Raw genomic sequence first — 14453 nt, forward strand, 5'->3', positions numbered from 1 at the left:
CGCAGTTTTTTTATTTATGACGTGAAGAATGAAACATTGTGTGCGCCTGCAGAATATGATACTTTAATTTTATGAAAAAATTAAAGTATTTAGCGGTCATAGCATTACTTTCCATTTCCGGAGGCTGCTCCGTCATCCATGCTTCCGCCGGCTATCATCCTGTCTTGATAGCGCACAGGGGCTCTTCTGCGATTGAGCCGGAACATACCGCTTTGTCTTATGCACGTGCGATTAAAGACAAAGCAGATTATATTGAGATAGATTTACGGGAGACAAAGGACGGCCGTCTGATTGCGATTCACGATAAAACGGTAGATCGGACAACAGATGGTAAAGGGATGACAGATGATCTGTCTTTGGCTCAGATTAAGAAACTGAATGCGGGAAAAGGAGAAAAGATTTTAACATTAGAAGAAATCATCCAGAAATTCGGACAAACTGCCAATTACTATATTGAGACAAGAGAAAGCAACGGCAGCCTGGTGATGGAAAAGAAACTGATTGACATATTACAAAAACATAAGCTGATTTCCAGCCATAAAGCAGTCATTGAGTCTTTTAGCGGGAAGAGCTTAAAGAAAGTTCATTCTATGAATAAAAAAGTTCCTCTTGTTCGATTATTAAAAGATAACGAGGCTGAGGAGATAAATGATAAGCAGCTGCAAACCATCAGAACGTATGCTGATACAGTCGGGATCAACGCCAAATTGGCAAATGAAGCAGTCGTGAAGCGCATTCATCACAATAAGATGAAAGTGCACGTGTTTTTTGATAAGGAAGACGAGCATACGCTGACGCCTATTATGCTGAAACAAAAAGCAGATGGTGTCTTTACGAACAATCCCGCTTATACACGCAGCGTGCTGCAAAACAGTAAATAAAAAGAGACATGCGCATTTTACGCTGTCTCTTTTTTTAACGGTTTCTTTTTTGCCGCAAGGTGCATTGCGAATTTGCCGATCAGCCCGATGACAAAAAATGCAGCAAACCACCAGTAATAGGTTTTCGCGAACTCAAATCCTAAATGTCTTGATAAAATGATGACAAACATTACATAGGGAACACTTGAAAATATGATGCGAAGAATATTCAAATTGCCGCTCCTCCCAGATGTTACACTTAAAAGATGAACTTTTTTCCATTATTTCATAGTAATTGATTTTTCTTGAAAAGTAAACACAAAAAGAATGGGCCCGCTTATGACGGGCCCATTCTTTATTTGCCGGCAGATTTCTTTTCAATCGCTATAATAAACGGCGGGTCGTTTTGCTGGTTGAGAAAGCCGTAGCTCAGCACGCGGGCTTTTTCCTGATCAAGATTGCTGCAGTATTCCAGTAATGCACTTTTTTCCGTCTTGCCTTCAGGATGCCCGTGGTACACAACGAGAACGATCAGCCCGTTCTCCTTCAGCAGTTCAAGGAGCTGTTCGATCGCGGAAATGGTTGAGCGGCCGTTTGTCGTAATGCTTTTATCGCCGCCTGGCAGATAGCCGAGATTAAAGACGGCGCAAGCCACACGACCGTGCGCATCTTCAGGCAGTGATGCCTTTATTTGATCATGGCTTTTATGGTGAAGCGTGACGCGCGGGCCGAAGTCGGCACCGAGCCGCTCCTTCGTTTTAGCGAGTGCGTCCGCTTGAATATCAAAGGCATGGACATGTCCTGTCTCACCGACAAGGCCGGCCAGAAAATATGTATCATGTCCGTTGCCCATCGTCGCGTCAACCGTGATATCACCTTCCTGTGCGGCGGACTTCAGCAATTCTTTACTGAAAGGGAGGATGTGCATCAAGGTCATAGGGCGGTCTCCTCCCCGGTCTTTCTGAAGAGCTTTCCTTGATAGCTTCCCCGTGTTTCCAGCTCTTTTTGAATGGCGCCCAGTACTTCCCACTTATTGACGCTCCACATCGGCCCGACCATTAATTCGATTGGCCCGTCTCCCGTAATGCGGTGAACGATCATTTCCGGGGGAATGATTTCGAGCTGATCACATACAAGACTTACATATTCTTCTTGAGAAAGGAACTCCAGCTTTCCTTTTTCATATTGCTTCACCATCGGTGTGCCTTTTAATAAGTGAAGCAGGTGAATTTTAATGCCTTGCACATCCAAATCAGCGACGGCTTTGGCCGTCTCCATCATCATGTCCCTGTTTTCAAGCGGAAGCCCGTTAATGATATGGGAACAAACGCGGATGCCGTGTTTTCTCAGTTTATTGACACCCTCAACATAGCAGTCAAAATCATGGGCGCGGTTGATCAGGAGTGCGGTCCGTTCATGCACGGTCTGCAGCCCGAGTTCAACCCACAAATAGGTCCGCTCATTCAGTTCTGCCAAATATTCCACGACATCGTCCGGCAGGCAGTCCGGACGGGTGGCGATAGACATGCCGACAACGCCGTCAAGCTTGAGGACGGATTCAAATTTTTCACGCAGCTCCTCTACCGGGGCATGCGTATTCGTGAACGCCTGGAAATATGCGATATATTTGCCGTCTTTCCACTTTTCGTGCATACGGTTTTTGATATCGTGAAATTGCGTGAGTAAGTCATCGGCCCGGTTGCCGGCAAAATCGCCGGAGCCCGCCGCGCTGCAGAATGTGCAGCCGCCGTGTGCAACCGTGCCGTCCCGATTCGGGCAGTCAAAACCGCCGTCAAGCGCGACTTTAAACACTTTATGCCCGAAATGCTCCCGCAGATGATAATTTAATGTATGGTACCGTTTTTCCGTATTTGAATAAGGAAAAGGGTTATTCTCGTTCAATGTTCAAAAAGCCTCCCTCACATCAGATGCATCCTAAAATTGTAGCATGAATGATGGGGGTTCACAATCTGAAAACAGGATGGGGCTTTCTTTTGTTTATTATGACTCCAGGCAGGATTCTCATTCTTTTAGCTAAAACGCGGAAAATTTGGTTCTCTTTCCTGCAACCTTCGGGTGTTATTATTTTTGGTCCGCTCAAACTAAGTTTGATTTCCCATTCACTGAGGAGGGGTTTCGTTGGCAACAAGACAATCAGTAGATGAACATCTCCAAAGAAGCGAACAGGCGTATGAATTTGCGAATGAGCAATTTATGACCGCTTCAAAACAAGAGCATTATAATGATAATGAATACAGTGAAGCGCAAATGATGCTTGAAAACGCGGTGAATGAATTAAACAAGCTGTCATTATCTGCGAATGATCAGCAAAGAGAGCAGCTTTACAGAATGAGATTGCAGCTGCAGACCTTGCAAAACAATATGATTTTGCAGCGTAATTTTGATTACTGACCGCGCCGTTTCAAATGGTTCAGCGAACCTGCCGGAATCCCGGCGGGTTTTTTTGTATTTCTTTTAAAAAAGAATTGACAATAGGCCTGAGTGTGTTTATTGTATTACGTGTACTACTTGATGTAATACACATAAAACACTCAAAAAATGAAATCGACATATAAATGTTAAGCATAGGGAAGGGGAACTTTCATGAAAAACAAAAGATCCGTAAAACAAGATGTGCCTCTTATTATCGCCGCCTCGGTTTTGGCCAGCAGTCTGTTTGTCGTTCTTGTCGTCATCGGTTTTCAATGGCAGAACATTTAAAGAAAGAGAGCAGCTCGTAAAAGAAAGAAGGGAAGTAAATGATTCAAATCGATCCGAGAAGCTCAACTCCGATTTATGAGCAGATCATACAGCAATTGAAAGAGCTTTGTTTAAAAGGGATCATGAAGCCGGGGGATAAACTTCCTTCTGTCAGGGAATTGGCAACGATCATTATCGCCAATCCGAACACAGTCAGCAAAGCGTACAAGGAGCTCGAACGCGATGGTGTCATTGAAACGCTGAGGGGAAGAGGAACGTATATATCGGAGAATGCAAAAACGACATTGGTTGAAGGGAAGATGACGATGATAAAAGAGCAATTGAAACAGCTCATCATCGATGCCCATTACGCGGGAGTTGAGCTGGAGAAGCTGCAGGAATGGATAAAGGAAATCAGCGCTGATGTGAAAGGAGGAAAGGATCATGATTGAATTGCGGAATCTCTCAAAAAATGATAGACGGTAAAGAAGTGCTCAAAGATATTTCGCTCACCATCGGAAAAGGTGAAATTTTCGGGCTGCTCGGGCGAAACGGATCAGGGAAAACAACACTGCTCCGGCTCATTCAGCAGATTCTGCTGCCGGATCAAGGGACGGTTTTATTTAATCAGGTGGAAATAAAGCGTCATCCGAAAGTCAAACAGAATATCATTTATATGCCTGTTGAAAATCCTTTTTATGATAAGTATACATATAAACAGCTTGTTGCGATTGTAAGCAGAATCTATCCGAATTTTGATGTGACTTACGCCAATGAGCTGATGAACAGGTACGGCATTCCGGAAACGAAGAAATACCGTGAATTATCCACAGGCCTGAAAAAACAGCTTGCGCTCGTCCTTGCCTTTGCTTCACGCCCGGCTCTTATCCTTTTGGATGAACCGACGGACGGAATTGACGCCGTAACGCGTCATGACGTGCTTCAGCTTATGGTGGATGAAGTAGCTGAACGGGAAACGAGCATTCTGATTACCTCACACCGTTTAGAAGATATTGAGCGAATGTGCAACCGGATCGGGTTTTTGGAAGGAAATCAGCTGACGAATGTGATGGACTTGGATGATATGAAGGAAGAGTACATGAAAATCCAAATGGCATTTGAAGAGGACGTCGCCTTGAAGATCAGGGAACAAAATATACCGATTCTCGACCATGCCGGTGTGTTTTATACGGTGCTGATTCAAAAGAACGATGAGAAGAAAAAGAACTTTCTGCAAGAGCTGCAGCCTAAAGTATGGAACGAGCTTCCTGTGAACTTAGAAGAAGTTTTCATCGCGAAGTTTGGAGGGAACCGGAGATGGTAGACAGGGGATTGCTGTACAGGGAATGGGTGCAGAATCGAACTGTTCTTGTGATGGTCGGCATTTTTTTAGCGGCGGTCAATCCATTTGAAGTGTTAAATACCTATCTGGTTTATCAAGGCTGTCTGGACACCCACGGAGCATATTGTAAGTTTTATGTGAATTCTTTGGATAGCGGAATGCTGAACTTAAACTGGGCGCCCGCTGTGATTTTGGCGGTTTGCTTATTCGGACTGGAACGTACGAAAGGTACGATTGATGCGCTTTTCAGTCTGCCTTATTCCCGCGCTCAGGTGTTTCACACTAAATTTTGGCTCGGGGCGGCGGTCATTACCGGCGCTCAGGTGATCGGCTACGGGCTGGCTGAGCTGCTCATTCTTCTGTTAAAGCCTGAGCGCGTATATTTCTTCCACCATTACAGCGTCGGAGAGATTATTGTGAGTGTTTTGGCTTTTACATTGGTCGCGAGCGCAGGCTGCTTAACGGGGAATACGTTCGCCCAGCTGTTAACGGCGTTTGCTGTGTCGATATCACCATACCTGATTATTACGTTGCCGCTGACAAATGCGGAAGTTATCTTCAGGGTCGGCATGCATGAGCTGATGCCATCAGTCAATGCTTACCTAAACGATTCGTTTCAATATCTGATTCCGATCATGTATGTTAATACGGACTGGGTATCTGCCAGCAAGTATATATTAATCATTCCGGCAGTGATGAGCATTGTATTTTATGCCATCGGGTACTTTTGCTATGTCAGGCAGCCGGTGGAACGGAACGGCCATTTTTTTCTCTGGAGACAGCTTGACCGGCCCATTCAGATTGTGGTGATCATCATCGCCGTTCTCGGTTTTGGCCTGGCGGGGTACTCGACGGGACAGACGATGACAGGGTATGTGGCCGGGATGCTGGTCGGAGGAGCGGTCGGATTTTTGGTCAGTTATTTTGTAATTTATAAAAAAGCAAAGCATGTGTAAGAGAGGAGAACCGGAATGATACCGCGGGGATTATTGTACACAGAATGGAAGAAAAATCAGTGGCTGTTTTTGTTGAGCGGTATTTTCTTAATAGCGGCAAACCCTTTTATGATTTATTACTACTATTTATCATACCAAGGGCGTTTGAATTATCTGGATCCGCAATATTGTGAATTTACCGTGAGTTATACGAATGGATCGCTTCTTTCTTTCAGCTGGGTTGTGAGTGTCGTCATTGCTGTCTGCTTATTAGGCTTGGAACGGACAAAGGGAACGATGGATGCTTTGTTAAGCATGCCTTACAGCAGAGGCCAAATCTTTCAGACTAAATTCTGGCTCGGCGGGGCAGTCATTGTTGTTCCTCAGGCGATAGGCTATGGAGCGGCGTCATTGCTGATATCTTTGCTGAAACCGAGCCATACGTACGATTTTGATCATTTTTCAATCGGAATGATTGTCATCAGTTTTATGGCTTACGCCTTGTTAATGGCATCCGGAGCAATAACGGGACATATATTCGCCCAGCTGTTAACGGCGTTTACCGTAACGATTCTGCCTTTTTTACTCATCGGTCTGCCGGCCGCGAATTTGGAGGTCGTTTTCGGTGTTAGTGTGGGAGATCAATTTTCTTTTATCAGCAGTTATATCGAATCCCGTCTTTTTATATTTGTAACCCCTATTGGATATGTGTTTAACGAGTGGATCAGAGAAAGGGATTTGGTTTTAATCATTCCGATGGTGATGAGCCTTGTCTTTTATCTGATCGGTTACGTCAGCTTTCTGAAACATCCGAATGAACGGAACGGCAGATTCTTTCTATGGAGAAAATTGGACCGTCCGGTGCAGATTTTGGTGATTGCGTTTGCCGTTATGGGTTTCGGTGTTTTCGGATATGGGGTCACAGACACGATGTTCGGCTATTTAGCCGGCATTATCTTCGGCGCGGTTATCGGGTTTTTCATCAGTTATTTTACGGTTTACAGGAAGTCAAAGCATATGTAGATCCGTTTGAAAATGAGCAGTTTGGAGGAAGGCAAGGTGCCGATTAGCGGTTTGCTTTATAAAGAATGTAAGCAGCGGCAGACGCTGCTGCTGCTTACAGCGGGGTTCTTATCTATCTTAGGCCCTTTGGCAATTATAAATGAGTATTTTCACTATAAGGATTGTTTACGTGCACTTCAGCTGTACCCGGGGTCAGTTTGTACATTCAGCATCGATTACAGCAATTATCGGAATTTGATTGGGCTTCATTTCATTCCGCCGGTTGTTATGGGGCTTTTTCTGATAAGAGCAGGCCGGGCTGAAAGGATGTTTACACTGAGTCTTCCGTATTCGAGAAGCCGGATATTTCATACGAAGTTTTTCTTGGGAGCAGCCGTGTTAGCCGGCTCGCAGTTTGTTTCTTACGGAGTATCAGACATATTGTTTCTAGCGCTTAAACCTGACGCTGTCCATCATTTTCAATCATTCAGCGCAGGGATGCTGGTCATCAGCTTGATGATTTATGCATTAGTGACAGCTGCCGGCACGATAACGGGCAATTTAGCGGCGCAGCTGATCACAGCGTTCACGGTTTCCGTCTTTCCGATCGTGGTTATGACGATTTACCTGTTAAACGCCGAGTTCCTTTTTGGCAGGCAGGCTGTGCCGGATATTGATTTCCCTTGGAGCGGATTTCTGATCTATTTCATGCCTGCGGCTTACATCCATACATCATGGATGTATTACATGAAAAACGCATTGTTCATCTCCGCATTAATGGGATTTTGTTTCTATCTATTCGGCTATGTGAATTTCCTGAAAATGCCGAATGAACGAAGCGGACATTTTATCCTGAGCAAACACATTGAACGCATCATTCAAGTGCTCGTCATGTCGCTCAGTATGATGGGAAGTGCGGGGGTATGCGGATATGCTTATAACGGTTCGTATACCGGTTACATATTCGGCATGCTCATCGGTGCGGTTATCGGGTTTTTCATCAGTTATTACTTCATCTATAAAAAAACGAAACAGATATAAGGGGGAGTGGTGTACGTGATAGAGGTACAGCATATCGATCATTCATTTAAAATCGGCAGGAAAGGCAGAGAGAGTGAGGTTCCGGTACTGAAGGATGTCTCTTTGACCGTTGAAAAAGGGGAAATTGCCTGTATCGTCGGGCGGAGCGGTTCCGGAAAATCAACGCTTCTGAATTTAATTTCGGGATACATAGCGCCGACAAAGGGCCGTATCGTCATTAACGGCACTGATGTGACGGGTTTCAATGAAAAAGAGTGGGCGCAGTTCCGCCTCGGGCATTTCGGCTTTATTTTTCAAAGCTTTCAGCTCATTCCGAGTCTGACAACCTATGAAAATGTTGAAATGCCGCTTGCCTTAAAAGGCGTCAAACCGTCTGAACGCAAGCAGAAAGTCGCGGATATGCTGAAACGGGTCGGACTTGAGAATCATGCGAATCATTATCCGAATGAGCTGTCAGGCGGCCAGCAGCAGCGTGTCAGTATCGCAAGAGCCCTCATTTTAAATCCGTCAATTATTTTAGCCGATGAGCCGACGGGAAGCCTCGATTCAGAAACGGAACTTGAGGTGCTTGCTTTAATTCAGCAGCTGAACCGGGAGCGCGGGATTACATTTGTCATCATTACGCATGACGATGAAGTCGCTTCGATCGCGCATTCAAAATTCCAGCTGCATGACGGTGTATTAAAAGGGGGCGTTACTGTTGAGATTTAAGGATCAGATTCACTTTATCAGAAGAAATATGAAGAAAAACCGGCTGCGTGTTTTCATGACGGTGCTGGCGACGACAATGGCGTGCGCGTTTTTAGTGGTGCTGGCTTCCGTCGGATTCGGCATCCAAAAAACGATTACAGACATTACCATGAGCCAGCAGATTGTTACGGAAATCAATGTGCTCGGCCAAGAGAACGGAAAAGCCGTGAAGAAATCAGACTTGGAAAAGTATAAAAATGTCAAGTCTGTCGTTGAAAGAACACAAGTGTATGAACCGAATAAAGCGTCGTTAGGAAACCGAACAAATGAAGATTCTGCCATTGTGCTGACAAACATGAACGATGAAGTCAAAGCCAATATGGAGCTTGATCAGGGAAGGGTCGCCCGTACAGAGAATGAAATCGTGGTCGGCTATGATTTTGCGAAGAACTTATTGACGAAAAAAGAGGCTGACGCTTACGACAAAGAGTTAAAGGATCACCAAGGCGACATGTCGGAGGTGAAAAAACCAAAAGGCTATACGAAAGACCTGCTTAATAAAACGATACAGCTGAGCATCTCCAAAACAAACAAAGACGGAGACGTTGAGAAAACGAAAACGTACGACTTCAAAGTAGTCGGAATTACAAAAAAACCGTCCCAAGATTGGATAGAGGATACAAATATTTTTGTGAGTGATCAATTCAAGAAGGACTTCTCAACATTCTTGGATCTGAAGAATGGAAATGTGGAAAAAAACATCAATGTGTATGCGGACAAATTCGAACATGTCGATCAGCTTACCCATGACCTCACGGATGACGGCTTTTATGTCAGATCTGTCACAACCGAGCTGAAGGGCGTCAATACCTTCTTCCTCGTCTTTAAAATCGGCCTGATCTTTGTCGGCTTTATCGCCGTCGTGATTTCTGCCATCGGTATTTTCAATACGATGACGATGGCGGTGACGGAACGAACGCAGGAAATCGGGATTATGAAAGCGATCGGCGCAAGCCCGTCCATCATCCGCAGAATGTTCCTGATGGAAAGCGCCTATATCGGGATATTAGGTTCTGTCATCGGGATTATCATTTCTTACGGAGTGAGTTTTGCCGTCAATCTGGCTGTGCCGGTTATCTTGAAAGCGGTAGGGGGAAACACCGGAGCTGAAGATCTTCATTATACCTTCTCCTATATCCCGCTCAGCCTCGTTGTGATCGCAGTTGTCATTTGTGCGGGGGTCGCGGTGATTTCCGGTATGAATCCGGCCCGCAAAGCGACAAAAACCAACGTTCTGACTGCATTAAGAAGAGAACTGTAAAGGAAAAAAGCCGGCTGTACATCAGCCGGTTTTTCCTCTATCTATCAGAAAAGGGCGGATACCATGTTTCACATTTTGTTAATAGAAGATGATAACACTTTGTTTCACGAGATGAAAGAGAGATTAACGGGCTGGTCATTTGCGGTGCACGGAATAAAAGATTTCAGCCGGGTCATCCGGGAGTTTACTGAAATTAAGCCTGATTTGGTGATCATTGATGTACAGCTGCCGAAATTTGACGGCTTTCATTGGTGCAGAATGATACGCTCCCAATCAAACGTGCCGATTCTCTTTTTGTCCTCGCGCGATCATCCCGCGGATATGGTCATGTCGATGCAGCTCGGAGCAGATGATTTTATTCAGAAGCCTTTTCACTTTGATGTGTTAATCGCGAAAATACAGGCGGTGTTCCGCCGTGTGCACCAATACGGCACAGAACCGGCGCTGATGAAAAGATGGTGCGGGGCGGTCATTGACACAGAAACCAACACGGTCAGCCGTAAAAACGGTTCGGTCGAACTGACCAAAAACGAAATGCTGATCTTAAAACTGCTGGCTGAGCAGAAAAATAAAATCGTCAGCCGGGAAGAACTCATCAGAAGCCTATGGAATGATGAGCGTTTCGTCAGTGATAATACGCTGACGGTGAATGTCAACCGGCTGCGGAAAAAACTCGATCAATTAGGCATCGGGAAAATGATTGAAACCAAGGTGGGACAGGGATACATCGCAAAGGAAGAAGACGGTCTTTATGATTAAATCATTTCTGCTTGAAAGAAAAAGCTGGATCGCGATGTTTCTTTTGCAGCAGGCTGTGCTCCTTTTTGCGGCATATATTGATCCGTCTATTCCGTTTTTTTCGGTGCTGTATTTTGTTTACCTGTCGCTTCTTGTGTTTCTTGTATTTCTCTTGTTCCGCTATCGTAAAGAGACCGCCTATTATAAAAGCTTAAGAGAGTGGGACGCCAATTTAGACATGTCTTATCTTAAAGCGCCTGACAGTCCGTTTGAGTCTATCGTTGAAGAAAGCATTGAAGGGCAGACAGAGCAATTACGAAAAAGCTCACTTGATCTTCAGGCGGCGTCAGAGCATGAAAAGGATGATCTGATGTCATGGATTCACGAGGTCAAAACACCGCTGACAGCGATGCATCTCATGATCGAGCGCCTTGATGAACAGCCGCTGAAACCCCCTTTGCTGTATGAATGGCTGCGGATTCACCATCTTCTGGACCAGCAGCTTCATCAGAAACGATTGTCCTTTATTGAAAATGATTTATCATTCCAGCGCATTCAGCTCAGACCGCTCGTTTTCAAAGAAATTAAAAACCTGCAATCATGGTGCATACAAAAAGGGATCGGGTTTGACATTCAGCTTGATTCGCCGGACGTTCACAGTGACGGAAAATGGCTTTCCTTCATCATCAGGCAGCTGTTAAGCAATGCCGTCAAATACAGTGAAGCGGATGACATTACCGTAAAAAGCTATGAACAAAACAGCCGGGTGCATGTCGATATCGAAGACCGCGGCATCGGCATCGAGCCCAAAGATCTTCCGCGCATTTTTGAAAAAGGATTTACCTCGACGCGAATGAGGCGAGATCACGCGTCAACGGGGATGGGCCTGTATTTGGCTCAAAAAGCCGCGGCTCCGCTTCTCATCCAGATCAGCGTGCGCTCTGAGCCGGAAAGCGGCACGGTTTTTACCTTGGTGTTTCCAAAACAGAACGATGCCGTCAGCATGTTCAGCGTGTGACAAAAGTGTCACATGCTTTTCTCTTTTGTTCGCTTAATCAAACGAAAAAAACGGCTTCTGTTTTTAAAATAAAGATAACCAATGTAAAAGGAGAATCATAACGTGATGATTTTAGAAGCAGGCAATATCCAAAAAAGCTACGGAAACAAGCTGAATAAACAAGAGGTGCTGAAAGGAATTGATCTTCAGATTCACAAAGGGGAATTCGTCAGCATTATGGGCCCGTCAGGATCAGGGAAAACGACCCTTTTGAATGTGCTTTCCTCCATTGATAAAGTGAGCTCGGGCACCATAAAACTGAATGAGACGGAGATTACATCCATGAAAGAAAAACAGCTTGCCGAATTCAGAAAACGGCATCTCGGCTTTATTTTTCAGGATTATAATTTATTGGACACGCTGACCGTGAAGGAAAACATACTCCTGCCGTTATCCATTACGAAAATGTCTAAGAAAGAGGCGGACCTGCGATTTGCCGAGACGGCAGAGGAGCTTGGGATCTATGATTTGAGACATAAGTATCCGAGTGAAATTTCCGGCGGACAAAAACAGCGGACGTCTGCCGCAAGAGCTGTTATTCACGAGCCGGGCATTATTTTTGCTGATGAGCCGACCGGAGCGCTCGATTCAAAGGCTGCCACGGATTTATTGAATAAACTCAGCCGCCTGAATCAAAAACGCCGCGCCACCATTGTGATGGTGACGCATGATCCGGTTGCCGCCAGCTATTCCGGACGTGTGGTTTTCATTAAAGACGGCCGTGTGTATACGCAGCTGAATAAAGGCGGTCAGGACAGACCGGACTTTTTTCAGGATATTATGAAAACGCAAAGTGTATTGGGCGGGGTTCAGGCATGAGTATTCATCATTTGATCTTCCAGAACCTGAAAAAGAATATGAAAAACTATTATCTTTACGTTTTTGCGCTGGTGTTCAGCGCCGCCCTTTATTTCGCGTTTGTCACAATGCAATACGATCCGGCGCTTGATGAAATGAAAAGCTCCATAAAAGGAGCGGCGGCAATCCGGGCCGCCTCTGTACTGCTTGTGGCGATCGTGTCGGTATTTCTTTTATATGCCAACACCATTTTTATTAAACGGCGCGGCCGGGAAATCGGCTTATTCCGATTAATCGGGATGACGAAAATGCACATTTTCCGCATACTCAGCGCAGAAAATTTCATTTTGTATTTCGGATCGATTTGGATCGGTATTTTCGCCGGCTTTTCCCTCTCGAAATTATGTATGATGATGCTGTTTCATACAGTCGGTGTGAAAGCCTCTGTCTCACTGTTTTTTTCAAGCAAGGCGCTCGTTCAGACGTTAATTGTGTTCGGGGCAATTTACGTGCTGATTATGATGATGAATTACTTATTTATTAAACGGCAAAGCATTTTGTCTTTATTTAAAACCGCGTCATCGTCAGAAAGCGGCATAAGACGGCTTTCTTGGGTGCAGATGTTGATCGGCGTTGTCGGTATTGCGGCCATTATCGCCGGCTATGCCGTGTCCGCGGATTTATTCGGAGGCAGTTTTACGAGCATGAATGAACTGTTTTCGGCCATGGTGTTTATTCTCGGCTCGGTCATTATCGGAACCTATCTGTTTTATAAAGGTTCGGTCAGCTTTCTGGCAAATCTCATCCGGAAATCAAAAGGCGGGTATCTGAATGTCAGTGAAGTGCTGTCTTTGTCATCCATCATGTTCCGGATGAAGTCAAACGCCGTATTGCTGACGATTATTACGACTCTTTCGGCGCTGGCAATCGGTTTGCTGTCTTTAAGCTATATCTCGTACTACTCCGCGGAAAAATCGGCTGAGCAAAATACAGCCGCGGACTTTGCGTTTGATAACCAAAAGGAGACTGACTCTTTTACCGCCTTATTGAAGAAAAACGGAATTGAACACAAAGTAAAAACAATCAAGACCATTCAAGCCGGTGTCAATATGAAGAACATTATAAACGGCGACATGAAAAGCTTTCAACAAGACCCGTCCAGCCTGGCGCTGCCGATTATAAGCGAGAAAGATGCAGAAGGGACGGAGCTTTCTGACGGAGAAGCCGTGTTTACCGGATATAATGATATGATGAAAAGATTCCTCGACCTGAAAACGTCGGGTTCCATTGATATAAACGGCAAAACGGATAAAATACCGCTGGCGTATAAGGGCTTGAAGAACGACTTCCTCCTGTCATATACATTTACAAGCGGAGGGTTGCCGACCGTTATCGTCACGCAGCAGGTATTCGACCGGATCGAGAAAGATATCGACCCGTCCATCCAGGGAAAATCAAATCGGTTTTTCGGCATTACACTCAAACGAGAAGAGGACATCCAAAAAGCTGATGGTCTGTTTCAGGCGCAGCACTATTCAGACGGTGCGCTTTCACAATTTGAAACGGCTGACACGCAAAAGAAAAACATGGGGCTGATCATGTTTATTGTCGGCTTTTTGGGATTAACCTTTTTGATCACCTCAGGCTGTATCCTTTATTTTAAACAAATGGGCGAGTGTGAGGATGAGAAGGCTGATTATACGATATTGCGGAAGCTCGGCTTCACAACGGGAGATCTGCTGAAAGGCATCCGCCGGAAGCAGGCGTATCATTTCGGGATTCCGCTCGTTCTCGGGCTGTTCCACAGCTATTTTGCCGTTCAGTCAGGATGGTTTTTATTCGGAACGGAAGTGTGGACGCCGATGATCATCGTCATGGCGCTGTATACGCTGCTGTACTCCATCTTCGGCATGCTGTCGGTGCTGTATTATAAAAAGGTCATTCAATCCGCCTTGTAAAACAATTGAGG

Annotated in this window: 15 protein-coding genes and 1 pseudogene; 13 read left to right on the forward strand and 3 right to left on the reverse strand. The window is 45.2% G+C overall.

Annotated features, from left to right (window positions below):
• The first annotated feature begins 71 nt into the window (after nt 1-71).
• Nucleotides 72-881 carry a glycerophosphodiester phosphodiesterase family protein gene (locus tag MJQ52_RS16935; RefSeq protein WP_094247633.1) on the forward strand — a complete coding sequence of 270 codons (810 nt, stop codon included), beginning with the start codon at nt 72-74 and terminating at the stop codon, nt 879-881.
• 17 nt (nt 882-898) lie between these two features.
• Here MJQ52_RS16935 and MJQ52_RS16940 read toward each other — a convergent pair whose 3' ends face one another.
• From MJQ52_RS16940 to MJQ52_RS16950, 3 genes are all read right to left on the reverse strand, one after another.
• Nucleotides 899-1093: a hypothetical protein gene (locus MJQ52_RS16940; protein WP_003152265.1), complete on the reverse strand. Its 195-nt coding sequence runs from the start codon at nt 1091-1093 to the stop codon at nt 899-901.
• Between the two features lie 122 nt (nt 1094-1215).
• On the reverse strand, nt 1216-1797 hold the full coding sequence (locus tag MJQ52_RS16945; RefSeq protein WP_014305624.1) for a tRNA (mnm(5)s(2)U34)-methyltransferase: 582 nt from the start codon (nt 1795-1797) through the stop codon (nt 1216-1218).
• A complete protein-coding gene (locus tag MJQ52_RS16950; RefSeq protein ID WP_003152268.1) occupies nt 1794-2762 on the reverse strand; it encodes a TIGR01212 family radical SAM protein in 969 nt (322 codons plus the stop codon). Before MJQ52_RS16950 ends, MJQ52_RS16945 begins: the two co-directional genes overlap by 4 nt.
• A 237-nt stretch (nt 2763-2999) precedes the next feature.
• Here MJQ52_RS16950 and MJQ52_RS16955 point away from each other — a divergent pair, with 237 nt between their 5' ends.
• From MJQ52_RS16955 to MJQ52_RS17010, 12 genes and pseudogenes are all read left to right on the forward strand, one after another.
• Nucleotides 3000-3272: a YtzC family protein gene (locus tag MJQ52_RS16955; RefSeq protein ID WP_003152272.1), complete on the forward strand. Its 273-nt coding sequence runs from the start codon at nt 3000-3002 to the stop codon at nt 3270-3272.
• 347 nt (nt 3273-3619) lie between these two features.
• Nucleotides 3620-4012 (forward strand): GntR family transcriptional regulator YtrA, encoded by a 393-nt coding sequence (gene ytrA, locus MJQ52_RS16960; protein WP_003152275.1) that lies wholly within the window; start codon nt 3620-3622, stop codon nt 4010-4012.
• A pseudogene (locus tag MJQ52_RS16965) lies at nt 4005-4884 on the forward strand (ABC transporter ATP-binding protein). Before ytrA ends, MJQ52_RS16965 begins: the two are co-directional and overlap by 8 nt.
• A complete protein-coding gene (locus MJQ52_RS16970; RefSeq protein WP_434181839.1) occupies nt 4878-5858 on the forward strand; it encodes an ABC transporter permease in 981 nt (326 codons plus the stop codon). Before MJQ52_RS16965 ends, MJQ52_RS16970 begins: the two are co-directional and overlap by 7 nt.
• 15 nt (nt 5859-5873) lie before the next feature.
• Nucleotides 5874-6860: an ABC transporter permease gene (locus MJQ52_RS16975; RefSeq protein WP_434181840.1), complete on the forward strand. Its 987-nt coding sequence runs from the start codon at nt 5874-5876 to the stop codon at nt 6858-6860.
• 36 nt (nt 6861-6896) lie between these two features.
• The gene (locus MJQ52_RS16980; RefSeq protein WP_110085466.1) at nt 6897-7880 is read left to right on the forward strand and encodes an ABC transporter permease; all 984 of its coding nucleotides are present in this window, start codon (nt 6897-6899) and stop codon (nt 7878-7880) included.
• Nucleotides 7881-7895: 15 nt separating this feature from the next.
• Entirely contained in the window at nt 7896-8591 is a 696-nt protein-coding gene (locus MJQ52_RS16985; RefSeq protein WP_003152281.1) for an ABC transporter ATP-binding protein, read from the forward strand.
• Nucleotides 8581-9891, forward strand: coding sequence for an ABC transporter permease (locus MJQ52_RS16990; RefSeq protein WP_021494489.1), 1311 nt, complete (start codon nt 8581-8583; stop codon nt 9889-9891). Before MJQ52_RS16985 ends, MJQ52_RS16990 begins: the two co-directional genes overlap by 11 nt.
• A 63-nt stretch (nt 9892-9954) precedes the next feature.
• Entirely contained in the window at nt 9955-10650 is a 696-nt protein-coding gene (locus MJQ52_RS16995; protein ID WP_014305616.1) for a response regulator transcription factor, read from the forward strand.
• Nucleotides 10643-11647, forward strand: coding sequence for a sensor histidine kinase (locus MJQ52_RS17000; protein ID WP_094247636.1), 1005 nt, complete (start codon nt 10643-10645; stop codon nt 11645-11647). The genes MJQ52_RS16995 and MJQ52_RS17000 overlap by 8 nt, the downstream gene beginning before the upstream one ends.
• A 102-nt stretch (nt 11648-11749) precedes the next feature.
• On the forward strand, nt 11750-12505 hold the full coding sequence (locus MJQ52_RS17005; protein ID WP_003152289.1) for an ABC transporter ATP-binding protein: 756 nt from the start codon (nt 11750-11752) through the stop codon (nt 12503-12505).
• Nucleotides 12502-14442 (forward strand): FtsX-like permease family protein, encoded by a 1941-nt coding sequence (locus MJQ52_RS17010; RefSeq protein ID WP_003152291.1) that lies wholly within the window; start codon nt 12502-12504, stop codon nt 14440-14442. Before MJQ52_RS17005 ends, MJQ52_RS17010 begins: the two co-directional genes overlap by 4 nt.
• The last annotated feature ends 11 nt before the right edge of the window (nt 14443-14453 follow it).

The organism is Bacillus sp. jun7 (genome assembly GCF_051034795.1).
Lineage (GTDB): Bacteria > Bacillota > Bacilli > Bacillales > Bacillaceae > Bacillus > Bacillus velezensis.

What these genes read in the sequence shown, in the direction of transcription:
- MJQ52_RS16995 (WP_014305616.1), top strand. Translation starts at nt 9,955, where the DNA reads ATGTTTCACATTTTGTTAATAGAAGATGATAACACTTTGTTTCACGAG.
- MJQ52_RS16935 (WP_094247633.1), top strand. Translation starts at nt 72, where the DNA reads ATGAAAAAATTAAAGTATTTAGCGGTCATAGCATTACTTTCCATTTCC.
- ytrA (WP_003152275.1), top strand. Translation starts at nt 3,620, where the DNA reads ATGATTCAAATCGATCCGAGAAGCTCAACTCCGATTTATGAGCAGATC.
- MJQ52_RS17000 (WP_094247636.1), top strand. Translation starts at nt 10,643, where the DNA reads ATGATTAAATCATTTCTGCTTGAAAGAAAAAGCTGGATCGCGATGTTT.
- MJQ52_RS16945 (WP_014305624.1), bottom strand. Translation starts at nt 1,797, where the DNA reads ATGACCTTGATGCACATCCTCCCTTTCAGTAAAGAATTGCTGAAGTCC.
- MJQ52_RS17010 (WP_003152291.1), top strand. Translation starts at nt 12,502, where the DNA reads ATGAGTATTCATCATTTGATCTTCCAGAACCTGAAAAAGAATATGAAA.
- MJQ52_RS16970 (WP_434181839.1), top strand. Translation starts at nt 4,878, where the DNA reads ATGGTAGACAGGGGATTGCTGTACAGGGAATGGGTGCAGAATCGAACT.
- MJQ52_RS16975 (WP_434181840.1), top strand. Translation starts at nt 5,874, where the DNA reads ATGATACCGCGGGGATTATTGTACACAGAATGGAAGAAAAATCAGTGG.